28 protein-coding genes are annotated in these 25,779 nt (G+C 66.4%); 12 read left to right on the top strand and 16 right to left on the bottom strand.

Features of this window, described 5'->3' with window-relative positions:
* Window positions 1–201: 201 nt before the first annotated feature.
* Entirely contained in the window at window positions 202–993 is a 792-nt protein-coding gene (locus ACX80V_RS14120; protein ID WP_485843671.1) for an alpha/beta fold hydrolase, read from the bottom strand.
* 733 nt (window positions 994–1,726) lie between these two features.
* On the opposite strand from ACX80V_RS14120, the gene ACX80V_RS14115 reads away from it, so the two are divergent.
* Window positions 1,727–2,548 (top strand): MBL fold metallo-hydrolase, encoded by an 822-nt coding sequence (locus ACX80V_RS14115; RefSeq protein ID WP_485843670.1) that lies wholly within the window; start codon window positions 1,727–1,729, stop codon window positions 2,546–2,548.
* A gap of 81 nt (window positions 2,549–2,629) precedes the next feature.
* On the opposite strand, the gene ACX80V_RS14110 is transcribed toward ACX80V_RS14115, so the two are convergent.
* From ACX80V_RS14110 to ACX80V_RS14075, 8 genes are all read right to left on the bottom strand, one after another.
* Window positions 2,630–3,142, bottom strand: coding sequence for a MepB family protein (locus ACX80V_RS14110; RefSeq protein ID WP_485843669.1), 513 nt, complete (start codon window positions 3,140–3,142; stop codon window positions 2,630–2,632).
* A gap of 179 nt (window positions 3,143–3,321) precedes the next feature.
* Complete coding sequence (locus ACX80V_RS14105) at window positions 3,322–3,666, bottom strand: hypothetical protein (protein ID WP_485843668.1); 345 nt, start codon at window positions 3,664–3,666, stop codon at window positions 3,322–3,324.
* 236 nt (window positions 3,667–3,902) lie between these two features.
* Complete coding sequence (locus ACX80V_RS14100; RefSeq protein ID WP_485843667.1) at window positions 3,903–4,718, bottom strand: hypothetical protein; 816 nt, start codon at window positions 4,716–4,718, stop codon at window positions 3,903–3,905.
* A gap of 118 nt (window positions 4,719–4,836) precedes the next feature.
* Window positions 4,837–5,658, bottom strand: coding sequence for a CPBP family intramembrane glutamic endopeptidase (locus ACX80V_RS14095; protein ID WP_485843666.1), 822 nt, complete (start codon window positions 5,656–5,658; stop codon window positions 4,837–4,839).
* Window positions 5,659–5,769: 111 nt separating this feature from the next.
* Window positions 5,770–7,038 (bottom strand): N-acetylglucosamine-6-phosphate deacetylase, encoded by a 1,269-nt coding sequence (nagA, locus tag ACX80V_RS14090; protein ID WP_485843665.1) that lies wholly within the window; start codon window positions 7,036–7,038, stop codon window positions 5,770–5,772.
* Window positions 7,035–7,718: an N-acetylmannosamine-6-phosphate 2-epimerase gene (locus tag ACX80V_RS14085; protein WP_485843664.1), complete on the bottom strand. Its 684-nt coding sequence runs from the start codon at window positions 7,716–7,718 to the stop codon at window positions 7,035–7,037. The genes nagA and ACX80V_RS14085 overlap by 4 nt, the downstream gene beginning before the upstream one ends.
* A gap of 72 nt (window positions 7,719–7,790) precedes the next feature.
* Window positions 7,791–8,126, bottom strand: coding sequence for an ROK family protein (locus ACX80V_RS14080; RefSeq protein ID WP_485843663.1), 336 nt, complete (start codon window positions 8,124–8,126; stop codon window positions 7,791–7,793).
* On the bottom strand, window positions 8,051–8,452 hold the full coding sequence (locus ACX80V_RS14075; protein ID WP_485843712.1) for a hypothetical protein: 402 nt from the start codon (window positions 8,450–8,452) through the stop codon (window positions 8,051–8,053). The genes ACX80V_RS14080 and ACX80V_RS14075 overlap by 76 nt, the downstream gene beginning before the upstream one ends.
* A gap of 65 nt (window positions 8,453–8,517) precedes the next feature.
* On the opposite strand from ACX80V_RS14075, the gene ACX80V_RS14070 reads away from it, so the two are divergent.
* Window positions 8,518–9,456, top strand: coding sequence for a PfkB family carbohydrate kinase (locus ACX80V_RS14070; protein ID WP_485843662.1), 939 nt, complete (start codon window positions 8,518–8,520; stop codon window positions 9,454–9,456).
* 57 nt (window positions 9,457–9,513) lie between these two features.
* Here the strand turns inward: ACX80V_RS14070 and ACX80V_RS14065 are convergent, their stop codons facing one another.
* Both ACX80V_RS14065 and ACX80V_RS14060 read right to left on the bottom strand, forming a co-directional pair.
* A complete protein-coding gene (locus tag ACX80V_RS14065; protein WP_485843661.1) occupies window positions 9,514–10,431 on the bottom strand; it encodes a DUF1905 domain-containing protein in 918 nt (305 codons plus the stop codon).
* Between the two features lie 117 nt (window positions 10,432–10,548).
* A complete protein-coding gene (locus ACX80V_RS14060; RefSeq protein WP_485843660.1) occupies window positions 10,549–11,733 on the bottom strand; it encodes an ABC transporter substrate-binding protein in 1,185 nt (394 codons plus the stop codon).
* Window positions 11,734–11,948: 215 nt separating this feature from the next.
* On the opposite strand from ACX80V_RS14060, the gene ACX80V_RS14055 reads away from it, so the two are divergent.
* From ACX80V_RS14055 to ACX80V_RS14045, 3 genes are all read left to right on the top strand, one after another.
* Window positions 11,949–12,767 carry a Cof-type HAD-IIB family hydrolase gene (locus ACX80V_RS14055; RefSeq protein ID WP_058930441.1) on the top strand — a complete coding sequence of 273 codons (819 nt, stop codon included), beginning with the start codon at window positions 11,949–11,951 and terminating at the stop codon, window positions 12,765–12,767.
* A gap of 102 nt (window positions 12,768–12,869) precedes the next feature.
* On the top strand, window positions 12,870–13,118 hold the full coding sequence (locus ACX80V_RS14050) for a hypothetical protein (RefSeq protein ID WP_056347627.1): 249 nt from the start codon (window positions 12,870–12,872) through the stop codon (window positions 13,116–13,118).
* Window positions 13,119–13,145: 27 nt separating this feature from the next.
* Entirely contained in the window at window positions 13,146–13,952 is an 807-nt protein-coding gene (locus ACX80V_RS14045; RefSeq protein ID WP_485843659.1) for a glycerophosphodiester phosphodiesterase family protein, read from the top strand.
* 93 nt (window positions 13,953–14,045) lie between these two features.
* On the opposite strand, the gene ACX80V_RS14040 is transcribed toward ACX80V_RS14045, so the two are convergent.
* From ACX80V_RS14040 to ACX80V_RS14030, 3 genes are all read right to left on the bottom strand, one after another.
* On the bottom strand, window positions 14,046–14,984 hold the full coding sequence (locus tag ACX80V_RS14040; protein WP_485843658.1) for an EAL domain-containing protein: 939 nt from the start codon (window positions 14,982–14,984) through the stop codon (window positions 14,046–14,048).
* 288 nt (window positions 14,985–15,272) lie between these two features.
* Window positions 15,273–16,811 (bottom strand): putative bifunctional diguanylate cyclase/phosphodiesterase, encoded by a 1,539-nt coding sequence (locus ACX80V_RS14035; protein ID WP_485843657.1) that lies wholly within the window; start codon window positions 16,809–16,811, stop codon window positions 15,273–15,275.
* 20 nt (window positions 16,812–16,831) lie between these two features.
* Window positions 16,832–18,457, bottom strand: a complete 1,626-nt coding sequence (locus ACX80V_RS14030; protein ID WP_485843656.1) for an ATP-binding protein — start codon at window positions 18,455–18,457, stop codon at window positions 16,832–16,834.
* Window positions 18,458–18,591: 134 nt separating this feature from the next.
* Between ACX80V_RS14030 and ACX80V_RS14025 the strand changes: the two genes are divergently transcribed.
* The 3 genes from ACX80V_RS14025 to ACX80V_RS14015 all read left to right on the top strand — a co-directional run bounded on the left by ACX80V_RS14025 (window position 18,592) and on the right by ACX80V_RS14015 (window position 21,054).
* The gene (locus tag ACX80V_RS14025; RefSeq protein WP_485843655.1) at window positions 18,592–18,978 is read left to right on the top strand and encodes a DUF7793 family protein; all 387 of its coding nucleotides are present in this window, start codon (window positions 18,592–18,594) and stop codon (window positions 18,976–18,978) included.
* 75 nt (window positions 18,979–19,053) lie between these two features.
* A complete protein-coding gene (locus ACX80V_RS14020) occupies window positions 19,054–19,857 on the top strand; it encodes a class I SAM-dependent methyltransferase (RefSeq protein ID WP_485843708.1) in 804 nt (267 codons plus the stop codon).
* A gap of 72 nt (window positions 19,858–19,929) precedes the next feature.
* Complete coding sequence (locus ACX80V_RS14015) at window positions 19,930–21,054, top strand: glycerate kinase (RefSeq protein WP_485843654.1); 1,125 nt, start codon at window positions 19,930–19,932, stop codon at window positions 21,052–21,054.
* A 77-nt stretch (window positions 21,055–21,131) separates the two neighbouring features.
* On the opposite strand, the gene ACX80V_RS14010 is transcribed toward ACX80V_RS14015, so the two are convergent.
* Complete coding sequence (locus tag ACX80V_RS14010; protein ID WP_485843653.1) at window positions 21,132–21,794, bottom strand: DUF6766 family protein; 663 nt, start codon at window positions 21,792–21,794, stop codon at window positions 21,132–21,134.
* A gap of 42 nt (window positions 21,795–21,836) precedes the next feature.
* Window positions 21,837–22,331 carry a DUF6328 family protein gene (locus tag ACX80V_RS14005; protein ID WP_485843652.1) on the bottom strand — a complete coding sequence of 165 codons (495 nt, stop codon included), beginning with the start codon at window positions 22,329–22,331 and terminating at the stop codon, window positions 21,837–21,839.
* Between the two features lie 186 nt (window positions 22,332–22,517).
* Here ACX80V_RS14005 and ACX80V_RS14000 point away from each other — a divergent pair, with 186 nt between their 5' ends.
* The 4 genes from ACX80V_RS14000 (at window position 22,518) to ACX80V_RS13985 (ending at window position 25,774) form a co-directional block, all read left to right on the top strand.
* Entirely contained in the window at window positions 22,518–23,414 is an 897-nt protein-coding gene (locus ACX80V_RS14000) for an SDR family oxidoreductase (protein WP_485843651.1), read from the top strand.
* A gap of 42 nt (window positions 23,415–23,456) precedes the next feature.
* Complete coding sequence (locus ACX80V_RS13995) at window positions 23,457–23,972, top strand: hypothetical protein (protein ID WP_485843650.1); 516 nt, start codon at window positions 23,457–23,459, stop codon at window positions 23,970–23,972.
* 123 nt (window positions 23,973–24,095) lie between these two features.
* Complete coding sequence (locus ACX80V_RS13990) at window positions 24,096–24,914, top strand: GAF domain-containing protein (protein ID WP_485843649.1); 819 nt, start codon at window positions 24,096–24,098, stop codon at window positions 24,912–24,914.
* Complete coding sequence (locus ACX80V_RS13985) at window positions 24,911–25,774, top strand: SGNH/GDSL hydrolase family protein (protein ID WP_485843648.1); 864 nt, start codon at window positions 24,911–24,913, stop codon at window positions 25,772–25,774. The genes ACX80V_RS13990 and ACX80V_RS13985 overlap by 4 nt, the downstream gene beginning before the upstream one ends.
* Window positions 25,775–25,779: the final 5 nt, after the last annotated feature.

The following is a 25,779-nucleotide window of genomic DNA, read 5'->3' as shown; positions in this document are numbered from 1 at the left end:
CAGTGGCGGATTCCGTCGATCCGGCGCGGGCCGTCAGCGCGGAGAGAGCGTTCGCCTCGATCCCGAGCCGGGATGCGATTTCCCCCGGGCGCAGACCCATCACGACCAAAGCTAGCGCAACGCCCGTTGCGGCAGCGGCTCCAATGCACCGTATGAGGTTCCCCTTGTCAGTCACGCCATGATGAATTGCAGCAAGGTCGGTCACTCGTCTTCTGGTCGAGCTCGATCGAGCCAGTCGCCGAACAACGCTGCGAGTAGTTCGGGCCGCTCGTGCATGAGCGCATGGCCGGCGTCCTCGATGACAGCCAGGGTGGCGTGCGGGTAGCGTTCGAGCAATGCGGCCGCGTCGGCATACCCGACGACCGAATCGCATCGTCCCGCCACGACCAAGGTCGGCGCAGAGAACCCGGTCGACCCGACGTCGACCGTCCACCCGGCGAAGATGCGCCCCAGCGCAGCCTCGTCCACAAGCGCCGTACTCGGCGCAACGCGGTCGCGGTACCGGCGAGCCGTGGCCTGTGTTCGCAAGGCAAAGTAGTCCTCGAACCCCGCCCGCTGTGCAGGGTCGAGTTCGTCGTACGCGTCGGCGTCCTGGCGGACCACCTCGTGGCCAGGCACGCTACCCGACCGCTCGGCGACGGGGCACAACAACGCCAGACCGAGCACGGTGTCTGGTCGCCGTGCGGCCACTCCACGAGCCAGATAGGCGCCGTAGGAGTGCCCGAGCAGCATCACCGGTCCCGCGCCCAGGTGATCGATGAAATCGCCGAGCAGCGTCACGACATCGTCGTTGCAGGTCAGGCCGTCGGCCGTCGAGAGGCCCATCCCCGGCAGATCCGGATAGATCCGCCGGTATCGCGTGTCGGGAACGATGGCCTCGATCGCCGCCTCGATCTCGCGATGATCAACACCGGCGCCGTGCAACGCCACGAGCGGCACGCCGACGCCATGCTCGACGTAATGGACCAGGGCTTCGTTGATCCGGCACTCCATACCGACACCCTAATCGATGCCGACGACGCGAACCACGCGAGGAAAAGCCGGTTGAGGATCCCTTTCGTGCACTCGAGCTTGTCCGTTCCGGGTTCCTCTATCGGGACTCCACAGCATATCCAGCGATTGAGGCCGATTAGTTAGGGCGAACTTGGAGTCCTGCGTGTCTCCCCGTCGAGGCAACAACGGCTGCCACGGCGGCGGCTAGGGCTGGGACGTAGAACCAGCCGATGCTTGCGGAGCCGATGACTACGAAGACAACAAGAGCGACAGTAGTCGCGACCGACACAGGAGTCCGCGCACGCCCTCGTAGCAGGAGAGGAAGCGCGGTCAGTGCCACGGGGATGAGCAACGACACGAAGATAGACGGCCCTACTGTCTCAAGCAGGGTCGGATGACTAACCTGCTCCGGCCCACCAGACGCTAGTTTTACCTGGGTGTACATGGGAATCAGTAAGAGAACCAAGGACGCAACTATCGCGAGTGAGACAGCAAGGACCTGGCGAACATTCCAAGAATCCAGATGACGTTTCATATGACTCCCCAGCTGTAGCTGTGTAGGTCAACGAAAGCACCGTTGGGGTGATTCCACTAGATGACGGTTGGGATCGAACAGAACGTCCCGGAAGCCCCGACTGCGGCTCACCCGCTTCGCCCATAGTGCTTGCAATCTACTACCGCCAGCTAATACCGTCTCGAGAAGGGGTTGCAAACCACAGGCGGAAGGCAATTCATGCTGAAGGAAGTCGCTGAGGGCGTTCTGGTTCACGAGAGCGAGTTCATCCAGAGCAATTCCGTTGTCGTACAGGGCCGGGACGGTGTGTTGCTCATCGACCCGGGCATAACCGGCGACGAAATGGCGGCCCTCGCGGACGACCTTCGCGAGCTGGGGCAGCCCGTCGTGGCAGGATTCTCCACGCATCCGGATTGGGACCACGTGCTGTGGCACGCGAACTTCGGCGATGCGCCCCGTTACGGTACCGCCCGCTGCGCGGCCTCCATCCGGGATCTGCTGTCGAACGCGGACTGGAGGGACCGCGTCGCCGAGGGGCTGCCGCCGGAGTACGCCGAGGACATCCCGATGGATCTGCTCGGTCTCATTACCGGTCTGCCCGCCGATACTGCGCAGATTCCTTGGGATGGCCCCACAGTCCGGATCATTGAGCATCAGGCCCATGCCCCAGGCCATGCGGCGCTGTTGATCGAGGAGCGCGGCGTCCTCGTCGCCGGCGACATGCTTTCTGACATCCTGATGCCGTTCCTCGACCTCGAGGTCGCGGATCCGCTCGGGGACTACCTCGCCGCGTTGCGGCTGTTTGACAGCGTGGCCGACGACGTTGATGCCGTCATCCCCGGTCACGGCTCAGTCGGCGGAGCTGAGCAGCTACGAGCACGTATCAAACAGGATCGCGCGTACGTGCAGGCCCTGCGAGACGGTGGTGTTACTGACGACGCGCGGGTCGGTCCATCGGCCACGTTGGATTGGCTGCCCGACGTGCATAGATGGCAACTCCAGCGGCTCGCCCAAAGAGAACAGAACGAGACGCCCGAATAGCGGTCGCATTCCGGGCCTTGCGGGGTGTCCCGACGACGGCCCGCCACCTGAGCTGGCCTGACCGAATGTCGCCGAATCCGTCTAGGCCACAACGAAGAGTCGACTGGCTCGCTGCGCATCGATGGCGGATCCGTCAGCCATCTCGAAGAAGTAATTACACTGCCACTGCTGGGATTTTTTCGCCTGCCGATTCGTCGTAGCTGACCACGGCGGATACACGCGGAACCCTCGCTTGCCTCCGGCGCCGCCCACGGACACGACGCCATGCTTGACGAGCGCCGCCTTCGGAAAAGCGAATGCTCCGACTCGGGAATCCTCCCGCACGCAGATCACCAGCACGTCGCTGTACTCCTCCGCAGGCAGAGGTTCGGTCGACCCATCGAGAGAGCGCCGCCACACTGTCACGAACAAGCCCACCTTCGTCGGGGTCAGCTTTCCGACCCTGAAGCGAACCGGAGACCGACCGATTGCCGAGATCGCGGCACCGTACTCAGCGTTGTCGACCTCGACTTTGGCGGAGGAACAGACGAGGCCGAGGTCGCCGAGAACCCTCATCACCATGGCGACATCCGGATGGACCTGAACACCAGACATAGCACTCCCATCGAAACGAATCCCCGACAGGAGCGACGGGGCTGTGCGCGAAGAGCTCACCCCTCACTACCCCGACGATATCCTCACGTGCAAGTCTCACGTGCACGTCCTCTAAACGGGACATTCTACGGAACGCCATGATGGTCTTTGCGGCACGTTGAACGCGCTCGGAATTCGCGCTATGTGAGCTCCACCAGCCCAAGGCATTCGATCACAACGTGTTCAGGCTGCCGGGGATCGTCACCCCAAATACGAACCGGAAGTTCCCCTGTGAGGGTCCTGATGCCGGCGATGCGGTCCAAATAAACAGTCTCGATCTCAACAAGCCTGCGGCTCGTCGGAAGGATGCCATCGAAAAGCAGGATCATTTTGGACGAAGAGGGGGCTTCGTGAGTGATTCGGAGTTCAACGGCACCGTCTACGTCGTGTTGGACGGCAAGGGCGAGCATGCTCTCACTTTGCCAAATGTTGGCTATTCCGTCGATGTCCGGAACGTTGGGGTCGTCTTCGCTTATCAAGAGCATTTCCGTTGTCTCTTTGCGTATTACTCCTAGGGGTCCGCGACTTATCTAATTCGACTCCGAATAGACAATCTCGATTGTGGTTGCTTTCTCGGCCGGCTGTCCGTAAATCAGTGCGTAACGCGAGTACGGCTCCGGCCGTCCGTCTCTCGTGAAATGGTCCTCCCAGCGAAGGAAAACCCTCGAATGGGTGGCCGTCTCCGTTCTTCGCCGCCCAGCCCGGGGCACAATAAGCCTGGTCAGGCCTCGGCCTGCGGCAGCACCAGCAGGTAGCCCGCCGGCAGATCGCTGCTCCAGCGTCGCGGCTCGCGGACGACGAACTGCGTCGCCAGCTGCTCGGGGTTGAGCAGGCTGTTGGGCGCAGGCGATGGACCCCACTGCCCGCTGCCGTGCGGATAGAGCGGATCCTGGACGCGGACGCCGGTGACCGAGAACTCCGGGAACTGGCCGGGATCGCCGAGAGACTCAAACCCGCTCATCACCCACGCGTGGCGACCGCTCCACATGACCAGCCCGACCGGCCGGCCCGTTTCGGTGATGGCACGCGCCGCCGTTTGCAGTGCGTCCTCGTAGTCGGCGATGCTGACAACGGCGTATGGCCCCATCCCGACGTCGGTCAGCACCTCTGCCCAACCGAGCGGATTTGCACCGTTGAACGAGTTGGACGAACGTGCCCGGGCCCTCTCCCACAGGTCGCCCTGCTGAGCGCGATCGGCCCACGTGCCGCCCCCCGTGTCATCGATGAGGTTGTGCGCGATCTGGATGCTCGCCGCAACACACCAGTCGAAGGTGTACTGCGGCACGAAGTCCCCCTCCTGGTAGAGGTTCAGGGCAAACGCCTGGGGCACCGCCGTTGGCGTGGGAACCGGCGTCGGGGTGGGGGCCGGAGTCCGGCGTGGAGCGGGGGCGACGTCGCCAGCGGCTGGCCGGGCCGAGGACGTCGCTATCGGTCGATCAGTGGCGGTCTCGTCAAAGCCGATCGCGGGCGCGCACGCCGTGAGGAGCATCGTCAGGGCGACGAGCCTGGCCAGAAGACGGGCAGGGGCACCGGTCATAATCGAAAGTCTAGCGCGATGTGGCCACGGCCATTTTCCTCCTGGCTTGGATGGGGGTGGCCATGTCCTGCCCGGGACTATAGGCGCCGTTCGCAGGGCGACTGTTGCCCGCCGTCGTTCACCTGGGACGCCTCCTGAAGGAGAAACGCCCGACGGCGGTGGCCGGGCGGGGTGCCTTGCGCCAGGCCCGGCGGTCCAGCGCCACAGTGGCCAGAACCGCGAGGACGACGACCACGAAGTAGATCAGCTCTGCGCGGCCGGCGTCGGCGCCGGTGAAGCCGAAGGAACCCGTCGTGAAGGTGCCCTGGCTGTTGTGGAACAGGAGCGTCAGCAGGACGCTGCCGCCTGTGCGGTTGAAAAGCCACACGTAGAGGAAGGTGATGGCGAACGTCGTCGGCAGGCCGATCAGGCTTAGCCCGCCAAAGAGGACCAGCGGCAGGTGCCACAGGGCCACGAGGACGCCGAGAATGGCTGCGGACAGCAGCGGCGGACGGGATGCCTGAAGCAGCGGGAGTGCGTAGCCGCGGAACCCGGGTTCTTCGCCCAGTGGTCCGTCCATCGGATTGACCAGCCGGACGGCGAAGACGGTCAGCAGCCCGCTCCACGTCAGCTGCGCGAGGCCCGGAGCGGAGGCCCCGAGCGCCATGGTGATGAGCCCCGTGACCAGGACAAGGACGGCGGGGAGGAGAAGCGCGACGGCGTACCAGACCCACCCGACGCGCCACCGGATGAGTCGCCGTCCCCAGGCGAGGAAGCCAGGGCGGCCCTCGGCCAGGGCGATGACGATAATGGCCGCAGCCAGCGGGCCTATCGGCAGGAATTCCATGCGGGGAATCAGCCCTGACGCGTAAGCGGGCCACGAAGCCCAGGAAATCGCGTAAGTCAGGACAAAGAATGCCAAAAGCCTGTGGTGTCTTAGCCAGCCAGTGGAACGGCGCATGATGGCTCCAAACAGTCACTGCGAGGTGCTCCAATTGTCCGCCCCCTGCCCGCGTGCGCGCCAGTGCTGGAGGCCGGCCTTGACGGCGGATCCCGCAGCCCAGTGCCGGAGCTAGACCCCGACGGCGGGGCGGCCCAGGGTGCGCCCCTCGCGCAGGACCAGGACGCGGCGGAAGTTGGGGTCCACCACTACGACGTCGGCCCGCAGCCCCGCGCGGAGGCTTCCGAATTCCTGCGGCTGGCCGATGATGGCCGCCGGAACGGCGGTGGCTGACAGAACAGCGGCGGCCGGCTCCACCCCGGCGTTAATGGTCCGCCGCACAACATCCAGCAGGGTGGCCGTCCCGCCGGCGAGGGTGCCGTTGCTGAGCCGGGCCACCGCTCCGCTGACGGAGACGGCTGCGGGGCCAAGCTCGTAGTCGCCGTCGGGCAGTCCGGTGGCGGCCATGGAGTCGGTCACCAGCACCACGTTTTCGGCCCCCACCAGCTCGAAGACCATCCGGACCGTTTCGGGGTCCAGGTGCGCACCGTCGGCGATGAGTTCCACGGCAATCGTGCCGGCCCCGGCCAGCCGGAGGCACGCGGCGACGGGTCCGGGGCTGCGGTGGTGCAGCGGCGGCATGCCGTTAAAGAGGTGTGTGATGGTGGGGCGCGATACGGTCCCCAGGCCTGATGCCGCCAGCAGCTCCGCCGCTTCGGTGAGGGAGGCCGCCGTCGTCCGCGCGTCCGCGTCTGTGTGGCCCAGCGACGGCGTGACGCCGTGCTCGGCGAGCATCCGCACCACGGCGTCGGCGCCGGGAAGTTCGGGCGCGTACGTCATGGTCCGCAGGTGGCCGCCGGCCGCGGCCAGCAGTTCGCCCAGCAGGGGGAGGTCCGGTTCGCGCAGGTACCGCGGATCCTGGGCGCCGCATCGCGCGTGGGACAGGAACGGCCCCTCGGCGTGGATACCCGCGATGAGGCCTTCATCGGCGAGCAACCGCAGGGTTTCCAGGCTACGCAGCAGGTCGTCGCGGGACGCGGTCACCGTGCTTGCCAGCAGCGTGGTGGTGCCGCTGCGGTGCAGGAAGTCCACGGCGGTCCTGGCAGCCGCGCTGTCGCCGCTGGGGAAGTCGCCGCCCACGGCCCCGTGGCAGTGCAGGTCCACGAGTCCGGGCAGAATCATGCTGCCCGGCGGCAGTTCGAGTTCTTCACAATCCGTCAGCGACTCGTCCAAGCCGGCCCGCGGGCCCACATATGCGATGCGGCCGTCCGCGACGGCCACCACTGCGTCGTCCTGGATCGAACCGTCGGTCAGGACCGTGCCGGCCAGCAGGTAGTTCCCGGGCTCAGCGCCGGTGGGCTGTGTTTGTTCCGGCTGTACTCGTTCCGGCGGCGGGTTCACTTCAGGGCCTCGGCGAACCAGCCGGTGATGGTGGCCGGGTGCGTGATCGCGGTACCGACGACGACGGCGAACGCGCCGGCGTCGAGGCACTGCCGGGCCTGGGCGGGGGAGTGGAGGCGGCCTTCGGCGATGAGCGGCAGGCCGAAGCCGGCCGCGGCGATCTGCTTCAGCAGCTCCAGGTCGGGGCCGTGCGTCTTGGGGCGCTCGCCGGAATAACCGGACAAGGTGGTGCCGATCAGGTCGGCTCCGGCCTCGACCGCCGCGGCAGCGTCGTCGAACGAGCCGCAGTCTGCCATCACCAGCGCGTGGGAATCCTGGTGGATGCCCGCCACCGTCTGGGCCAGGGTCAGCCCGTCCGGACGCTCCCGGCGCGTGCCGTCGATGGCCACCACGTGGGCGCCCGCGTTGGCCACCGCCAAAGCGTGCCGGAGTGTGGGAGTGATGAAGACGCCGTCGTGACCGTCCTTCCAGAGCCCGATCACCGGAACCTCCACCGCTGCACGGGTGAACTGCACATCGGCCAGGCCCTGGACACGGACAGCAGCGGCGCCGCCGATCACTGCGGAAGCGGCCATCTGCGCCGTGGTGCGCGGGTCCCGCAGGGGCTCGCCCGGATACGCCTGGCAGGAGACGATGAGTTGCCCGCGCAGGGCTTCGAGGGCTTCGGGGGTCAGGATCACGGTCGGTTCCTCTGGAAGGTTGGCGGAGCGGGCTGAAGATCAGGGTGGGGCGTGGTGCTTGGGACGACGGTGTCAGGACGGAGTGGTGGTGAGGACCAGTCGCGCGGCGCCCACCATTGCTGCTGCGTTGCCGAGTTTAGCGGGAAGGACGGGGAGGCCGAGCAGCGCGGGCAGGAGTTCGGCGCGCAGGGCGCGTTCCATGGGACGCCACCAGGGCGCGCCAGCGTCGGAGAGCCCGCCGGAAACCACCACCACTTCGGGGTCCAGGATGTTGGCGAGTCCGCCCACGGCCTGGCCGGCGGCAGAGGCGCCCATGCCCACCGCCTGGATGGCTAGGGCATCGCTGTCGCCGGCGAGGGCAAAGACACCGCGGGCGTCCAGCGCCGGTTCCTTGCCGCCGAGCCGCACGTACGCCTCGTGGATGGCGGGCCGGAGGCGATGGCCTCAACATGCCCGGCGCCGCCGCAGACGCAGCGAATAGCCTGGCCCTCGTGGAACGCATACGGGGAAGCGAAGTGGCCCACGTGTCCGCCCGCGTAGCGGTGACCCAGGACCGGGTGCCCGGCCAGGACAAAACTGCCGCCGACGCCGGCAGGGTGCCCTGCCGCGAGACCGCGAGGGCGGGGATCCTGTATTGCCGGTAGCCGCCGGTAGCCGCCGGTGCCGCGGACCGCCAGGACGTGTTCGACGTCGGGCATGGCAGCCGTCATTGGCTGGATGACATGGGATGTCATATCTCCATGGTAGGCGACGCGTAACACGCCTGTGTAGGCGGGCGCATCTCTGGCAGAGTATGACCATGCTCACAGTTATAGGCGAGGGCCTTGTTGACGTTGTCCAGCGCGCCTCCGGAATCGAAGCCCACGTGGGCGGCAGTCCCCTTAATGTCGCGGTGGGCCTGGCCCGCCTCGACCATCCCGTGCAGTTCGTCGGCCGTTACGGCCGCGACGCCTACGGGGATTCGGTGGCGGCGCACCTGCGCTCCAGCTCCGTTATGCTGCCGCTGGGCCCCGACGAGCTGCCAACCAGCGTGGCCACCGCCGTAATTGACGACGACGGCGCCGCCACCTACACGTTCGACCTCGCCTGGGAGCTTCCCGGCCTGGCGGACCGCCTCGCCTTTATGCTGCAGGGAACCACCCTGCTGCACACCGGCTCCATCGCCACGATGCTGGCGCCGGGCGCCGCAGCGGTGCTCGCCGCCGTCGAGCACGCCCACCCCGCCGCCACGATCAGTTTCGATCCCAACTGCCGGCCCAGCATCATCACCGACGTGGATTATGCGCGGCGGCAGGCGGAGAAATTTGTCACCCTTTCGGACGTGGTCAAGGCGTCGGACGAGGACCTGGAGTGGCTGTACCCGGGCGTGGACGTGCTGGAATCAGCGCGCCGCTGGCTGTCGTTGGGCGGTTCCGAGGGGCCTGCCCTGGTGGTGGTCACGCGCGGCGCGGCCGGTCCGTGGGGGATTACGGCCGCCGGTGAAGCCGCGATTGACGCGCCTCGCGTGGAAGTGGCCGACACTGTGGGCGCCGGTGATTCCTTTATGGCCGCGCTGCTTTCGGGGATCGTGGATCGAGGCCTGGACGGTGCGCAGAACCGGAAGGACCTGCGCGAGCTTCCGGCCGAGGGCCTGGCCGAACTCCTGGCCCACGCTGCCCGCGCCGCGGCCGTCACGGTTTCCCGCCCGGGCGCCAACCCGCCCACGCGCGCCGAACTGAACGCGGTTCCGGCGGAGTAGGAGAGCCTTCCTCATCGATTGCTCCGTACACGCCGTTTTGAGGGGCCAAAAGGGCGTCTACGGAGCAACCGATGAGCGCAGATGCTCCTGGCAGCCCACCGCGTAGGCCTCGCGGAGCCAGGCGGCAAGTTCGCCGTCGACGTCGGATGCCTCGGTCACGCGCACCGTGTACAGATGTGTGTACGGAGACAGCGTTTCGATCCGTCGGAATCTGGGCGACTCAACCCGGCGCGTGAGCCAGAACTCCACATCGAGCCACTTGTTCGCGGGTTTGACCCCGGCGAACCGGACCCGAACCATAAAGGCGACACGGTCCCGGTACGGAACAAGCGTTACCGGGCCGATCGCCTCAACCGTCCGGCGAACCACCTCGAACAGCCGGTGGATGCTGGCTGGCCTGCCGCGGAACGGCTCGTCGAGGGTGTGCTGTGAGCAGGAATGGTTCATGTTCCGCGTGACAAACTGCCGTCCGCAAGAGGGGCAGGTCCACAAGGCGCGGCCAGTGCGCCGGCCCGGTGGCGGGACGTCCGCGCCCAGCACCTGGGCCACGAGCTGTTCAACCCGGCGCGCCCGCGTCGACGGGGTCCGCGCGTCCTCGAGGAAACGCATCAGCTCCCGCCGCTGCGAAACGGGCAGCTGCCCCCAGTTGCCAGCCGCTCCCACGGCCGCGTCCAGGGCGGCAGCCAAATCTCCGGGCGGGATGACCTCGTCGGAGCCGAGCGCGTGAACGTCCACTGTGACCGTTTCCCCGACGCGCACGCCCGTTGCCGTCCGCAGGCCGCCGGAAAGATACAGGACGTGCTGGCCGGACCTGCCCGGCATCACCGTGGCGTTGAACTCCGCACCCTTGAGCGTGCCGGTCACCCTGATCCGGCCATGCTCCGCAAGCGGCAGCAGCTCAGCCACAGCTGCCGCCGGGACGTCCACGAATGGGTTGGAGCCCCGCAGCTGAACGTCGGCGGTGAAGCGAACCATAGGGTCATTATCGACCCGGCCGGTCGGCTCGAAAAGGAACCCTGAGGGATCGCGAAAATTCCGCCCACTGTCTGCAATCCGGAGAAGTTGCAGGCAAGCGGGCGGGTTGAACGCGGGCTATTCCTTGCCGAGTCCGGCGGCTGACGTCTTCTGCCCGGTCACCTCGTTCAGGGCCGTCAGGTCAAAGATGCCGTTGATGTCCGCCTGCTTGGTGGTGCCGGCTTCCACACCGTCCTTGAGCAGCTTGGGGTAGGTTCCGGCGAGCGGATCCACAGTGAAGACGATGTTCTTCAGGGACCGCTCGATCACGTCGGCCTTCAGTTCGGCACCGGCCGCTTCCTTGAGGGCAGCGTTGATGACGCTGGCCTTCTCGGCGGCAGCAGCGCTGTTCAGCCAGTCAACGGACTTGGCGTGGCCCTTAAGGAGCGCCTTTACGGTGTCCGGGTGCTCGGCGGCGAACTTCTTGTTCACAATCAGGATGGTGGTGGGGAACTCGCCGGCCTTGCCGGAGAGTGAGCCGTCCCAGAGGTCCTTTTCGTCCACCAGGACCTTGGCCCCGGCGGTGAGCACGAGGCGGGAGGCCCAGGGCTCAGGCAGCCACGCGCCGTCGAGCTTTCCGTCCTGGAACAGTTTCAGCGTCTGGGCGTTTTCGGTGGGGTTGATGGCCACGTCGCCGCTGCCGTCCACGTTGGTTTTGTAGCCCTGGGCGGCGAGCCAGGCGCGGAGCGCCACGTCCTGCGTGCCGCCAAGCTGCGGCGAGGCGAGCGTCTTGCCCTTCAGGTCCGCGGCGGAGGTGATTTCCGGCTTGACCACCAGCTGTGCGCCGCCTGCAGCCGCGCCGGCAATGATGCTGATGGACTCCCCGCCGCTCTTGACGAACGAGTTGATGGCCGGGTTGGGGCCGATGTAGGTGGCGTCGATGGCGCCGGCGTTCAGTGCTTCGATCGCGGCGGGCCCGGCGTTGAAGACCTGCGTGCTGAGCTTGGTATCGCCCAGTTCTTTGGCGATGTGGCCCTGGCTGACACCCACCAATGCGGGTGCGTGCGTTACGTTGCCGAAGTAGCCGAGTTTGAGCTCTGCTGCCGGGTTGCCGGCCGGTGCGGCAGAGGTCGCTGCGGAGGTGTCGGCGTTGTTGCCGGAGACGGCCGAGGCCACGGCCACGCCGCCGCCGACCAGCGCCAGAATGCCGGCCACGATGCCGATCTTCAGGCCCAGCGGACGCTTGGGAGCGGAAGCCTGGCCGGCCACGATGCGGGTGGCGGCCGGTTGGTTTTGCGGAGTGTTATCCGGGGGAGTTGTCACGGTATTTCCTTTGCTTGCGGAGATGTTGAAGATGAGGTTACGGACGGCCCCCACGCCCCACAACGGCACCGGACACGGACGTTCACGCAACGACGTGCAGGCTCAACAGAACGTAGCGCGGCGTCAAAAAACGTCGTCGGGCGACTCCAAGAGGCCAGCCCCAGGGAGGAGGCTTCACGGCCCGGGAAGCCCGCCGCTCCACGTAGACTGGCAGGATGCGGCTGGTAGCAAGTGATATTGACGGAACGATTCTTGGGCACGACGGAAAGATCAGCGACCGCACCGTCCGGGCCTTCCACGCCTGCCGGGACGCCGGTATCGAGCTCGTTTTTGTCACCGGCCGCCCGCCGCGCTGGCTCCACCCGCTGGAGGAACAGCTTGGCCACACCGGCACGGTCATCTGCTCCAACGGCGCCGTGGTGTGGGACCTCGAAGCGGACCGGCTGGTTTCCGCCCGGACGCTGGGCATGGACGCTGTGCTGGAACTGCGGCGGATCATCAAGGAACTGCGCCCGGCCGCTCTCTTCGCCGCGGAAACGCTGAGCGGATTCCATCTCGAGCCCGGTTTCATCGAGAACGGTTCCAGCGAGCTGCTGGCCGAATTTACCCCCGCCCCGCTGGCCGAAACGCTCACCCCGGACGACGCCGTCGTGAAGTTCCTGGCGATTGTCAGGGATGGCACCGCGGACGACTTCCTGGCCGCGGTGCGGCCCGCCGTCGCCCATCTGGCGTCCGCCACGCACTCCGCGCCCACCGTGGCGATGCTGGAACTGTCCCTCCCCGGCGTCAACAAGGCCGTCACCCTGGCCGAATACGCCAACTCCCTGTCCATTGACGCGGCCGACGTCGTGGCGTTCGGGGACATGCCCAACGACGTCGAGATGCTGCGCTGGGCAGGCCACGGGTACGCCATGGCCAGCGGCCATCCGGACGCCATCAGCGCCGCCGGGCAGCAGGCACCCCACTTTGACGACGACGGCGTTGCCCAGATCCTCGAGGCCAGGCTCGCTGCGCTGGGGGTAGAGCTGTCCTGATCCCGGCGCCATAGCCGGAATTCACAGCTTCCGCTCACCTTCCGTTCACGTTTGCCACCTACCGTGGGCTACGGATACACATCCGCGGCTAAAGGGGAAGTCATGGCAAGGAACGGCAATCAACGCGCGGCCGAAGCGCCGCTGCGCCCGGCAGAGCCGGCTGCGCACTGGAAGGCACTGAAAGAGGGCGACCGCGTGCGCGTCCGCCGCGCCCCGGGATACGAAACGAGCGGGTTCGTGGACGCCATCACGTGGGACCACACCGCTGTGTGGGTGGATCTCGACGACGGCCATGGCCGCACGCTGCTGCACTGTAGTGACGGCGTGGAGATTGTGCCGCAGGACGCTTAGCCCAGGTGCTCCGGTACGCTCACAAGCGTGACTGAGCCGTTTTTTGATGCTTCCGGCGGTGCTGCCCGTCCTTCGCATCCCATCGCCATGGCCCACCGTGGATTCTCGCGGGAGGGGCTGGAGAACTCGATGGCCGCCTTCCGGGCCGCCGCCCAACTTGGCTATGAGTACCTCGAGACGGATGTGCACACGACCTCCGACGGCGTGCTGCTGCTCTTCCACGACGACACCCTGGACCGGGTCACTGACGGCCGTGGCCGGATTTCCGAGCTAACCGCCGCCGAGGTTTCCACCGCGCGGATCGGCGGGCGCGAGCCCGTGCCGCTCTTCGATGACCTGCTGATGGCCTTCCCGGCCGCCCGGCTGAACCTGGACGTCAAAGACTGGAACTCCGTGCAAAGCCTGGCCGCCGGCATCGAACGGCACGCCGCACATGACCGTGTCCTGGTGGCAAGTTTTTCGGACCGACGACGCCGGGCGGTGCTGAGGCTGCTGAGCCGTCCGGTGGCGTCGTCGGCAGGGATGGTGACGAACGCGCTGTTCGTCCTGCTGGGGCCGGTACTCCCGGCCGCGTGGCTGCGCTTTGTGCTGCGGGGTCCGTTGCGGGATGTCCAGGCCCTGCAGGTTCCGGTCCGGTACGGGGCGATCCGCGTGGTGACGCCCGCCTATGTGCGGCGGGCGCACGCCCTGGGCCTGGTGGTCCATGTGTGGACCATCAACAACCCTGCCGAGATGCACCGGTTGCTTGACCTGGGCGTGGACGGGATCGTGACGGACCGCGCGGATCTGCTGAAGCAGGTCCTGCAGGAGCGAGGCGAGTGGCAGGGCAGCTGACCCGGTTTGGAGCGTGCCGTTGTCGAGCCTGCCGTTGTCGAGGGTACCGTTTTCGAACGTGCCGGCACCCGCTGTGCCGCCGCGCGGTCCCCGTCAGTCAGCGCCGCCGGGACCGTGGGGGTGATCGGCTGCGGCGGCGAGGCGGCGGAGCCCGTCGGGGTCAAGCGGCGTATTCCATGCCGCCCAATCCTTCGGCTGCACCGAGGGCCGGCCCAGCAGGTAGCCCTGGCCGGCGCTGAAGCCCAACTCGGTGAGGACCATCAGTTCCTCGGTGGTTTCAACACCTTCGGCCACCAGAATACTGCCGATCTGCTCCGCGAAGTCCACCAGGCAAGCGGCCAGGGCGTGCTGGGACGTATCCGTGTCCACGCCGCTGATCACGTTCCTGCCCAGCTTGATGAAGTCGGGCCGCAGATGGAGCATCCGGCTGAGGGCGCCCGCGCCGGGGTGTGAATCATCGATTGCAATGCGCAGCCCGCGTTCCCGGAGCGGCGTAATTGCGGAAACGAAATGCGAGTATTCCTCGTCCGGAATTCCGTCCGTCAATTCGAGCACAATGCGGTCTATTGGCAGCTCGATGTGGTCGAACAATTCGGGCAGCCGGGGATCCAGACATGACGTGGGGGAGATGTTCAGGGCGACATAGACGTGCGGGGGGAGTTTTGCGGCTGCGGCGGCTGCGGACGCGAGTGCCGAGAATTCCAGGTTGGCGCCCAATCCAACGGCGGCCGCCTCGGCGAACCAGAGTTCCGCGCTGGCGCCGTCGTCGCTGACAAAGCGCGACAACGCCTCTACGCCCACAACGGCCTTGGACTCGAGGCCGTAGATGGGCTGGAACGCGGTCATCAGCATCTGGTTTTCCAGTAGCGCGCTGATCCGCGACAGGCTGCGCAGGGAATCCAGCTGCTCGGCCACCTGTGGCGGCATGGCGCTGGGAGGCTGCGGGAAGCGCGCGGTGTCGGGCGTATCCGCGTCTGTGGTGTCCTGTTGCCGGCGTTCCAGAAGATATTCCAGCAGGGCCCGTTCCGGCATGCCGGGGTTTTCCCCCAAGCGGTTGCTAAGGCGCTGACGTATTGCCGCGCCGGCAGGATCGGAATCCGCCAAAACCGCCGCAATAACTCCCCAAGCTTGTACGCGAACCGTCATTAGCAACGCCCCCAGTTGACGAAGTAATGGCTCCTTGGCCCCTTTATTTTCAAATTTCCAGTTGCCTTCGGAATGCGCTACTTCTGATTAATGCCGATCTTCCTGGCCTCGAAGAATCGGATACCGCAACTTGATGGTATATCGGGATGATCCAAAAGCGCAGCCCTTAATCGATCAACCTCTATTACTTTCGGAAGAAGTTTTGGCCAGCAGCGCAGGAATCCGTTCGGGCGGGACGGGTTTGCTGAAGAAATAGCCCTGTGCGCTGAGGCACCCGAGGTTCCGGAGGTGCTCGGCCTGTTCCGCCGTTTCCACGCCTTCCCACACGGCTTCGAGCCCGCAGGCGCGCACCAACTGCAGGACTGCAGCCACCAGTGCCGGCTGGCTGGGGTCTGTGCCCAGGCCCTCGATCAGGGACCGGTCCACTTTGACCCGGTCCACGGGGAGCCGGCGCAGGTAGCTGATGGAGGAGTATCCGGTACCGAAGTCGTCGATCTCGATCCCGACCCCCAGCCCGCGCAGCCCGCCCAGGGAATACCGGTCCAGGTCGTTGCCCCTGACGATGGCCGCTTCGGTCAGCTCCAGGACAACCTGCTCGGGACGGACGCCTGTCTCCTTGAGCACGGCGCGGACGTCCTCGATGAACTGCAGGCTCTGCAGATCCGTCGCGGAGATGTTGATCCGGACGGAAAACCGGCTGTCCACCAGGTCGGCATCAACCCAGGTGCGTAGCTGGCCTACAGCCGTGTTGAGCACCCACAGGCCCAGTTCGGAGATCAGGCCGGCATCTTCTGCCAGCGGGATGAACTCGTCCGGCATGATGCGGCCGCGGGTGGGGTGGTCCCAGCGGATCAGGGCTTCCACCCCTTCAATGCGCCCGGTGCCCAGTTCAACCACGGGCTGGTAGTGCAGCACCAGGCCGTTGCCCTTGATGGCGGCCCGGAGATCCTCAAGGAGTTGGCTGCGGAGCCTCCGGATGAGCAGGAGCCCGGGTTCGAAGACGTGGAGCCGGTTCTGGCCCTCGGCTTTGGAGGCGTACATGGCCACATCGGCCTCCATCAGCAGGTCCTCGGCCCTCCGCCCGGCCGCCCCGACGCTGAGTCCTACGCTCGCCCCGCAGCGGACGGTCCGGTCAGGCAGGTCAATGGGTTCTTTGATGGCGGCCAGGATGCGCTGGCCTACGACGGAGGCCTGGTCGGCGCCCGTGGCCGGCATAACGATGGCGAACTCGTCCCCGCCCAGCCGGGCAACCACGTCGCTGGTACGGACGGCGCTGCGGATGCGTTGCGCCACAGTGATCAGGACCTGATCGCCGGCAGTGTGGCCGAGGGTGTCGTTGATGGATTTGAAGGCGTCAAGGTCAAGGAGGAGGATGACGGGCTGGCTGAGGGGATCGCCGTCGTGGTCCTGGGCGGACTTCAGCGCGGACAGAAGCGCTGAGCGGTTCGCGAGGCCGGTGAGGGGATCCTGCATGGCCATCATCTGCATTTCGCGGTGGGCTTCGTGCAGCAGCTGAGTGCGGACCTCAACACGCTGCTCAAGCTCTTCGTAGATGATCTGCAGGTCCTCGGCCAGGAGGTTGGTGCCCATGATGATGGCGTCGAGCTCGTCCCGGGCCGGCGATACTTCTATCCGCGACTGGAGGTCTCCGGAGGCGAGCCTGACGATGCCATCGAGCAGCTGGGAGAGCCTGGGGTCATCGTCAGCGAACATCTGGTGCCTCCTTTCCGGGTTCAGGTTCCGTGGGACGCGTGGGCTCCAAGGCGGAGGTTCACGGTGACAGTGGTGCCAACGCCCAGCTCCGAGGTTACGTCAATGCGGCCGCCGTGGCGTTGGACGATGTCCTGCGTGATGGCGAGCCCAAGTCCGGTGCCCGGAACCGCCCCGGACATCGCGTTCGAGGCGCGGTAGAAGCGGGTGAAGATATGGGCTATCTCGTCGCTGGAGATCCCTATCCCGCTGTCCGAGACGCTGACCGTCGCCCAGCGGGTGCCGTCTGCATCTGCCCGCGTCAGGCTGACGACATCGATCTGTCCGCCGCCGGGGGTGAACTTGATGGCATTGGAGACCAGATTCGTGAAAACCTGCTGCAGCTGAACCTCATCGGCAAGGATTTCCTGATCCTCCGAGGCTTGGGCCATCACAATGGCGACGTTCTGCACTTTCGCGAGCGGCCTGAGCGCAGCGGTGACGATCTCCAGAGTCCGAGCCAGCCGGACAGGGGTCAGGTGCAGCGGGCTTTGTTCATGCCCGTTGCGGGAAACGCTCAGCATGTCTTCGATCAGCAACCGCAGCCGTTCAGTGTTCCTGACCACAATGTCCAGCATCTGGTGGACCTCGCTGGACACGGGATCGGACGTATTCTCCTGGATCATGTCCAGGTACGCCATGATCGATGTCAGCGGCGTGCGGAGCTCATGGTTGACGGTGGCCAGGAAGTCGGTTTTGGCTTTGTCCAGCTGCTGGAGCTGCTTGACCACCTGCTGCTGGCTGGTGATCAGGTGGCTTTGGATCAGGCCGTGGGCGGTATTGCCGGCCACGTGCTGGATCAGTGCCAGCTCGGCCCGCGACCATTCCCTGGGCGAGTTAAGCAGGGCGATCCAAATAATTCCCAGGGACGTGCTGCCGTCCCCCATCGGGACGGCCACGGATGCGGCGGCGCGTAGTTTCGCGAGTTCGGCCGGCAGTTGGACGTCGCCGGTGCCCAGCGGTGCGGACGCTCCGTCCGCCGTCAGTGCCTCAGCCCGCGACCACAGTACGTCGGCCGTCCTGCGCACCGGGCCTTCGTCCGTGAACAATCCTTCGGGCAGCGGAGCCAGGCCGGGCCGCTGCCACTGGGCGGTGATGGGTGGCACCCTGTCGTCGTCGAATGTGGTCAGCCAGACGCGGTCCGCGCCGAACGTCTCGCCGAACCCCCTGACCACAAAGTCGGCGATCTGTTGCGGATGGTTGGTTCCGCGGACCGCCGCGGATACCTGCCGCAGCCTTTCGCGGAGCGTCTCCGCTTCCTGCCGCGCTTCATTCCGGCGGGAGACCAGGTTGATAAGGGCTGTGGCGCGGTGGACGAGTTCCTTGGCAGCAGGCGGCTTGGCGATCGAGTCCCGTACGCCGGCATGCTCCACTGACTTGACCTCTGCCGGACTGTCGAGATCCACGAGGACCAGCACAGGGGCGGTCGCGTCGACGTCGGAGAGTGAACTGTCCAGGATCAGGACGGAGGGCTCGCGCTCGTCCAGAAGCGCCGACAGGCTGGCCGCGTCGCCGCCAGTTTTGACCGTGAAGCCCGCCGCCTCCAGGGCCGCCGTGGTGAATTCCCGGCGCCCGGCGTCGGGGTCCGCAACGACAGCCAGGTATGGCACGGTTGCGAAATGTGGTGTGACCGCTGGCAAACCTGCCCCCTTCGCTCCTGAGTGAGCACCTGCTTGCTCCTGACTGAGTACATTGTAGGGTGACGGAGCACACCTGTTCCTATAAGAATGCGCGGAGGGTAATCGTGACAAGTCAGCCTGAAGAAGCAGCCAAGGCGGACCTGACGCTGGATGAACAGGGTGTTATCCAGCTGAAGTGGCCGCGGGGTGTGTCCATCTCGGAATCCGACGCCCAGGCCGCCATGCAAAACGTGAATGACCTGTGCGGGACCCGTCGCCATCCCATGCTGGTGGATATGGCCACCACGGCCCAGGTCAGCCGGGGAGCCCGTGCCGTTTTTAGCCGCCCCTGCCAGGCCTCCCGCATTGCGCTGCTGGGGGCGTCGCCGGTTGACAAAGTACTGGCCAACTTCATCCTGGGCATCAACAAAGTGCCCTGCCCCACGCGGTTCTTTACGTCCCGCGACGACGCCATGGCCTGGCTACTGAAGGAGCCGGCGGCCACAGCCTGAACGGACCAGCCCGGCCAAACCGCCGCAGCCTGTTTGACGTCCTATATTTGTACGGTGTCCTCCCCAGCGAAACCGGTGCTCGCCGCCTTGCGGAAGTACTTGATCCTGCCCAAACTGATCAGGCTGTCCTGGTCGGCTCCGAAAAACAGGACCATGGCCTGGGACAGGTATTGGGCCGGAATCGCCAGGACGGGCGCCCGGAGTGACGTGCTGTGGGACTCCGGCACGGATCATGAGCTGCTGGGCTACCGGGACGTCCTGCAGCGGCACTTCGATCCCAGCCTTCCCGTGGTGGATGTGGGGTGCGGGCACGGCGCCTTCAGCCGCGCGCTGACAGCGTTTTCACCCCAGGTCCTGGGTGTTGACGTCTCTGCGAACGCGGTGGCCCGTGCCCGTGACGAATCGGCGGGCGTTGAGGGTGTCAGCTACCTGGCGCGTGACATGACCGAGCCAGGGGCGGCTTCCGGGCTGGTGGGATCAACGGATGCCAACGTCTTTGTCCGCGGTGTGCTGCACGTCCTGACCCCGGCCGATCAGGCCGCGCTGATGGAAAATCTGAGGCAGCTGGTGGGCGCCCGCGGCACACTCTTCCTGGCGGAGACGAACTTCCAGGGCAACCCGGTGGAGTACGTCGCGCACCTGGGTGCGTCACTGCGGAGCATCCCCGCCCCGCTGGAGCTGGCGATCCGGAAACTGCCCATGCCGGGCCGCTTCGGACCGGAGGAGCTCGCCCGTGTGATGCCCAAGGACCGGTGGACGCTGGTGGAGGACGGTGCCGCGACCATCGAGACCAACCCGCTGATGGACGCCGGGGGGAACAGCCGCATACCGGGCTACTTTGCGGTGCTCAAGGCCAAGGATCCCGACGCCGGCCGGTAGGGGGCGTCCCGTGCTGTCCGCATGCCGGATTGGGCAAGCGCTTTCCTGGACATGGCTGGCATGATGGACCGCATGCGCATTCTCATCGCTCCGGACAAGTTCAAGGGCTCGCTCACCGCCGCGGAGGCCGCCGCCGCCATCGCCGAAGGTGCGCTGCGCGTCTACCCGGACGCCGTCGCCAACCAGTTTCCAATCGCCGACGGCGGTGAAGGAACCCTGGAGGCTGCCGTTTCGGCCGGCTACGAGGAGCGGCTCAACGCCGTCGTGGGTCCCATCCTCGCCCCCGTGGGCGCCGCCTGGGCCATCCGGAAGAACGCCGGCGGCGGTGCTACCGCCGTCATCGAGACGGCGCAGGCCTCCGGCCTGGCCGAGATGGAGCCCACCCCCGCCAACGCCCTGCGGGCCCACAGCTACGGCTGCGGACAGCTGATCGCCGCGGCCCTCGACGCCGGAGCCACGGAGATTGTGCTGGGCCTGGGCGGATCGGCCATGACCGACGGCGGCAGCGGCGCCCTGCGTGCGCTGGGCCTCAAGCCGCTGGACAACACCGGCAACGTTGTTCCGCTGGGCGGCGGATCACTCGCCGACGTTGCAGCCCTCGACACCACCGGACTGGACCCGCGCCTGTCCGCCGCCTCATTCAGGATCGCCGTGGACGTCCAGAACCCTCTCTATGGCGCCACAGGCGCGGCCCACGTCTTCGGGGCCCAGAAGGGCGCCGACGACGAGGCAATGGAACGGCTCGACGCCGGTCTCCGCAACTGGGCGTCCGTACTCCGGGAGGCCACTGGCCGGGACGTCAACATCCCGGGAGCCGGGGCGGCGGGCGGCTTCCCGGCGTCGTTCCTTGCCTTCACCAATGCCCGGCTGGAAGGCGGGTTCGCGCTCGTCGCCGGGCTCACCGGCCTCGCAAGCCAGCTGGACAACGCCGACCTGGTGATCACCGGCGAGGGTTCCATGGACTCGCAGTCGCTGACCGGCAAGGCCCCCATCGCGCTCGCCGACGCAGCCCGGGAACGCGGGATCCCGGTGATCGTGGTGGCGGGGCGGATCCTGGTGACGCCCGAGGACCTCGCGGCGCACGGCGTGGTAGCCGCCGCGCAGCTGCTGGATGTCGCGGCCAGCCCGGAAGACGCCGTCGCCAACGCGGCAAAATACGTGGCCTGGGCTACCAGTCAGGTTCTGGAAGGCGCCTGAAGCGCGCCGCCGGCGGCAAGCGCCCCCGGCGGCGCTGGGCATACTGCTTGGGCTGCGGCTGCCTGGACGCGCGCCGCTCATGCCCCGGTCTCGTAATGCGGCTCGGCCACCGGCTTGGACTCGGGTGAGCCCTTTTCGCGGAGGTAGACGGAGGCGCCCACCAGGACCGCCACGGCGAGGAATTCGCTTTGCCAGTTCTGGAAGGACTCGAACCAGAACCGGCTGGTGGCCAAGTACTGGAACAGGGTGACGGTGGGCTGGCCGTGGGTTTGCTGCTCCTCGTTGTAGGCCGACGTTCCGCCGGCGGCGTGCAGGCTGAACGAGGCAACAAACAGCAGCAGCAGGAGTATGGACAGGGAGTGCTCATACAGCTTCAGCACCAGGCCGCCGCGCTTCACCGGCCACGGCGTGGCCTTGCTGATGGTGGCATCGCGCGGATCCTGGTCCTGCGGCGCAGCCTTGCCCACGGGCTTGGATTCGGAGGACCCCTTCTGGAAAAGGAACACGGTCAGGATCACGTACATGGCCATCTGCAGGAACTCGGATTCCCAGTTTTCAAACGTGGCCTCCACAAAATTGCCCGTAGACAGGTACTCCAGAACCGTGACTCCCGGCTGCCCGTGGGCCGCCTGGTCCTCGCTGTACGCGGCAGCTCCGGAGAGGATCATGCCAGCAAAAAACGCCAGGAAAAGTCCGGCGTTGGCGAGCAGAAGCCCGTGTTCCTTGGCCCACGTGCGCATGTGCCCTCCTTCGAATGGACCCCCCGCAGCTTGCTGGCCTGGCTATTGTTCGGCTGCGCGTTTATTGAGCCGCAGCGGGACGTAGACCAGCAGCACCACAAGGACCGCCAGCAGGATTCCGCCGGCGGTCAGGCCGGCGGTGCGGCCCGCTGTCACGTCAAAGACCAGGGCGGCTGTCCCGACACTGAGCATCCCCACGCCGGCCAGGGCAATTTTGGTAATGGTGTCTGCGCTGGAGACCAGGGTTTCCTTGAGCCTTTGGCGGAAGAGCCGGCGGTGGACGCTGACGGGCAGCAGGATAAAGGCGGTGGTCAGCGCCGCGATCACCACGTTGACGAGGTAGAGGCCCACCTGGAAAACGTCCAGGTCCTCGAACCGCTGCTGGAACGGCAGCGTCAGCAGAAAACCGGCCAGGATCTGGACCCCGGTCTGCAGCACCCGGAGTTCCTGCAGCAACTCAGCCCAGTTCCGGTCAAGCTGCTCCTCGCGGGTTTCATTCCGGCCGGTGCTGCTGGTGAAGTCCTCCCCATCCGACATGTTTCTCCTTGCTCCGGGGCTAGGCGTGTGCTCCAAAACTAGGCTGAAGTTGCGCCGAGGGCAACGTTTGATAAGTTTACTGATTACTTCCTCCGGCCGGTGGACTTGCTCCTCCGGGCGGGATAGTTTCGTAGAGCCGGTGCCGACCGGAGCCCTTCGAAAACCGATTCAATGAAGAGGTGGACTATGAGCGATACGCAGAAACGGACAGACCCACCCACAGACCCCCGGGACTATTACTCGGGGCCCTTCCCGAAGCAGGAACAGAAGCAGCCTGGACTCACCGCGCCCATGGATCCCAAGCCGGACCATGGCGAATTCAGCTACGAAGGGCGCGGCGCGCTGCAGGGTAAGGCCGCGCTCATCACCGGCGGCGACTCCGGGATCGGCAAGGCGGCGGCCATCGCGTTCGCCCGCGAGGGGGCCGACGTCGCAATTTCCTACCTTCCGGAAGAAGAGGAAGATGCCCAGGACACGGCCGCCTGGATCCGCAAAGCGGGCCAGCGCGCGCTGCTGCTGGCCGGGGACGGACGGGAGGAGGACTTCAGCACCCGGATCGTCGCTGATGCCGTGGCTGAATTCGGCGGTCTGGATGTCTTGGTGCTCAACGCCGCCTACCAGAAGAACCGCGAGAGTTTCGAGTCCCTTCCTACCGAGGAATTCGACCGCGGCTTCAAGACCAATCTCTATTCCTTGATCTGGACGGCCCGGGCCGCGGTTCCGCACCTGAAAGCCGGCGCCTCGATCATTACTACGGCTTCCATCCAGGCCTTTAATCCGTCGCCGGGGCTGATCGACTACGCCATGACCAAGGCGGCGCAGGTTGCCTTCACCAAGGCACTTGCCCAGGAACTCGGACCAAAGGGAATCCGCGTCAACGCCGTGGCCCCCGGTCCCATCTGGACCCCGCTGATCCCCGCCACGGAATGGCCGGACAAGCTGCCCACCTTCGGGCAGGACACGCCGTTGCAGCGCGCGGGTCAGCCGGCGGAACTCGCCGCGGCTTATGTGCTGCTCGCGTCCGATCAGGGATCCTACATCTCGGGAGCAGTGCTGCCGGTGACCGGCGGCAAGGGCCTGTAGCGAAGTTTGCACGTCAGATTCACATCCACAACAGGAGGAACCATGAGTCAGGACAACCAGCGCACGGAACCGGACGAGGAAGTGGGCGGCTACGGCACGCCGACGGCGGAACAGGAGGCGGGCGGCGCGGAGGACAAGCAGTTCGCCCAGCCCCGCGACGAAGAGGATTTCGACGCCGCCGGCCTGAACCAGAACAGCCCCGACGGTGAAACATTCGCCACGGGCACGCCCAATCTCAGCCACTTTGATGAGGAGGACAAGGACAGTGCCGGCGAGCCGGGTGCCGGCCGTTTCGGCGGGACCGATGACCAGCACCATGCCGAAAGTGACACGAACGATCCCGGGTTCGAGCCGGGCGAACCGCCCGTCCCGCGCGACGCCGACGTGCCCTCCGCCGAGGCGGAGATCAACGACGCCAACGCCGATTCGCAGGGTTCTGGACCCTTCTCGTCGGAATCCGGACAGGATGCTGCCGGCCTGCCGGACGGCAGCGGAACCGACCGCACCAAGAACAAATCACCGAACGACGACGGCGACGAAAGTTTCGACGCCGGGTAAGCACTGTTCTGTGCCCGGACTGCGGTTTTTATGTGGCTGGACCACGCCCTGGGGGCCTTCGCCGGACGTATCCTAGAAGCAGGTTTTGCAGTGGGCCACGCGTTTCGAACCTAGGCGTGGAACATGGCCGCGGAGACACCGGGGGAGCCGGGCTGGGAATCGCTTCCCGACCCCCAGGATGTGGTGTTCGACAGCACGGATGTTGAAGACTTCCTTGCTGCGGTTACCCGCGAGTTCATGCGCGACATCGATGGCGATTCCCGCGGGATCAGCTGGGCTGTCACCTTCTTCCGCCCCGGATCGGCCCGAACCGCCGCCGCCGGCACTCCCGCGGCCCGCGCTGCAGACGAAGAACAGTGCTCGTTTGCAGACGGACCCGTGCTTGAGGCCGTGCGCACGGGGGATTTTGTGCACCTGGCCGACGTCGCCCGCGACCGGCGATGGCCGGGCTATGCCAGTGCTGCCGCGGACCACGGCGTCAGGTCGCTGCTGTCAATGCCGATTGCGGCCGCCGCCGGTTGGAGCGCCGCGCTGAGCCTCTACGCTTCCACTCCCCACGCCTTCACCAGCGAGGACATCATCAGGACGCGCCGGTATGCGCGGCAGGTAGCCCGGTCGCTGTGGATGGTGGTGCGTGTGGCGGAGCGGGCCGAAGCCGGTGCGCAACTGGCGGTAGCCCAGAGTTCAATGGTGCTTATGGACCTGGCAGTGAGCACCCTCAAATCCGATTACGGGCTCGGCCATGAGGCGGCCCTGCAGTACCTCCGGACCGTCGCGCGGCACACCCGCCAGGGGCTTCGTGAGACCGCCTTGAATATTGTGGCTGCCTCGCGCCCGGACCCGGCCGGACGTGACCAGGAAAACGCCCCTTTCCGGGGACTCGCTGGAATTGAAACCTCCTCCCTCAGCGAGGGACCCTACAAAACAGGGAGCACGGCATGAACGTCTGGAAACAGGACATTGCAGCCAAGAACACCGCTGTGGAACCGGCGCCCCACCCGTGGCACCGCCTCGTGGCACTGGGCGATTCCTTTACCGAGGGCATCGGAGATCCCGAGCCGCGCAGCGAGGGTGGTTTTCGCGGCTGGGCGGACCGTGTGGCCGAGGAGCTCAGTGCGAACCAGCCTGATTTCGCCTACGCCAACCTTGCCGTCCGGGGCCTGCTGGTACAGCAGATCCTCGACCACCAACTTGCCGCGGCGGTCGCCCTGAAACCTGACCTGGTCACGCTCTCCGCCGGCGGTAACGACATTGTTTTCCGGCGCAGCGATCCTGACCGGCTCGCAGAAAAAATCGATGACGGTGTGGCACAACTGGCAAGGTCCGGCGCCACCGTGGTCCTCTTTGCCGGGCCGGACTGGGGTGCGACGCCGGTCTTCAGCCAGATCCGCGGCAAAGTGGCGATCTTCAATGAGAACCTCCACGCGGTGGCGGCCCGCCATGACGCGGTCATGGTTGACCTGTGGTTCCTGCGCGAACTGTCGAACCCGGGCATGTGGGATCCGGACCGGCTGCACTTCTCACCACTGGGGCACCACACCATCGCCGCGGCCGTGCTGAAGGCCCTGGGTGTCCCGCACACGCTGGAGCCCCTGGCGCCCAAGCCGCCGTTGCCCCGCGGCTGGAAGGAAGCCAGGACCGAGGACCTCATCTGGGCACGGGAATACCTGGTTCCGTGGGTGATCCGGCAACTGAAGCACCCCGCAGCAGGGGAGCTGACCGCCAAGCGTCCCGAGCCGCGGCCGGTCTTCGGCATCGGAACCCCGCCCGGACCATTCATCAGCGGCGGTCACGCGGCCTGACGCAA

It is taken from the genome of Pseudarthrobacter arbutini (genome assembly GCF_054510915.1).
The sequence above is the reverse complement of the archived record's forward strand: the minus strand, read 5'-3'. Positions and strand labels throughout refer to the sequence as shown.

Coding starts and splice junctions, on each gene's coding strand:
- ACX80V_RS14005 (WP_485843652.1), bottom strand. CDS start 22,331: ATGTCGGATGGGGAGGACTTCACCAGCAGCACCGGCCGGAATGAAACC.
- ACX80V_RS14065 (WP_485843661.1), bottom strand. CDS start 10,431: ATGGTTCGCTTCACCGCCGACGTTCAGCTGCGGGGCTCCAACCCATTC.
- ACX80V_RS14075 (WP_485843712.1), bottom strand. CDS start 8,452: ATGACATCCCATGTCATCCAGCCAATGACGGCTGCCATGCCCGACGTC.
- ACX80V_RS14010 (WP_485843653.1), bottom strand. CDS start 21,794: ATGCGCACGTGGGCCAAGGAACACGGGCTTCTGCTCGCCAACGCCGGA.
- ACX80V_RS14055 (WP_058930441.1), top strand. CDS start 11,949: ATGCGGCTGGTAGCAAGTGATATTGACGGAACGATTCTTGGGCACGAC.
- ACX80V_RS14105 (WP_485843668.1), bottom strand. CDS start 3,666: ATGCTCTTGATAAGCGAAGACGACCCCAACGTTCCGGACATCGACGGA.
- ACX80V_RS14115 (WP_485843670.1), top strand. CDS start 1,727: ATGCTGAAGGAAGTCGCTGAGGGCGTTCTGGTTCACGAGAGCGAGTTC.
- ACX80V_RS14110 (WP_485843669.1), bottom strand. CDS start 3,142: ATGTCTGGTGTTCAGGTCCATCCGGATGTCGCCATGGTGATGAGGGTT.
- ACX80V_RS14035 (WP_485843657.1), bottom strand. CDS start 16,811: ATGTTCGCTGACGATGACCCCAGGCTCTCCCAGCTGCTCGATGGCATC.
- ACX80V_RS14100 (WP_485843667.1), bottom strand. CDS start 4,718: ATGACCGGTGCCCCTGCCCGTCTTCTGGCCAGGCTCGTCGCCCTGACG.
- ACX80V_RS13990 (WP_485843649.1), top strand. CDS start 24,096: ATGGCCGCGGAGACACCGGGGGAGCCGGGCTGGGAATCGCTTCCCGAC.
- ACX80V_RS14070 (WP_485843662.1), top strand. CDS start 8,518: ATGCTCACAGTTATAGGCGAGGGCCTTGTTGACGTTGTCCAGCGCGCC.
- ACX80V_RS14095 (WP_485843666.1), bottom strand. CDS start 5,658: ATGCGCCGTTCCACTGGCTGGCTAAGACACCACAGGCTTTTGGCATTC.
- ACX80V_RS13985 (WP_485843648.1), top strand. CDS start 24,911: ATGAACGTCTGGAAACAGGACATTGCAGCCAAGAACACCGCTGTGGAA.
- ACX80V_RS14120 (WP_485843671.1), bottom strand. CDS start 993: ATGGAGTGCCGGATCAACGAAGCCCTGGTCCATTACGTCGAGCATGGC.
- ACX80V_RS14040 (WP_485843658.1), bottom strand. CDS start 14,984: ATGCCGGAACGGGCCCTGCTGGAATATCTTCTGGAACGCCGGCAACAG.
- ACX80V_RS14000 (WP_485843651.1), top strand. CDS start 22,518: ATGAGCGATACGCAGAAACGGACAGACCCACCCACAGACCCCCGGGAC.
- ACX80V_RS14015 (WP_485843654.1), top strand. CDS start 19,930: ATGCGCATTCTCATCGCTCCGGACAAGTTCAAGGGCTCGCTCACCGCC.
- ACX80V_RS13995 (WP_485843650.1), top strand. CDS start 23,457: ATGAGTCAGGACAACCAGCGCACGGAACCGGACGAGGAAGTGGGCGGC.
- ACX80V_RS14050 (WP_056347627.1), top strand. CDS start 12,870: ATGGCAAGGAACGGCAATCAACGCGCGGCCGAAGCGCCGCTGCGCCCG.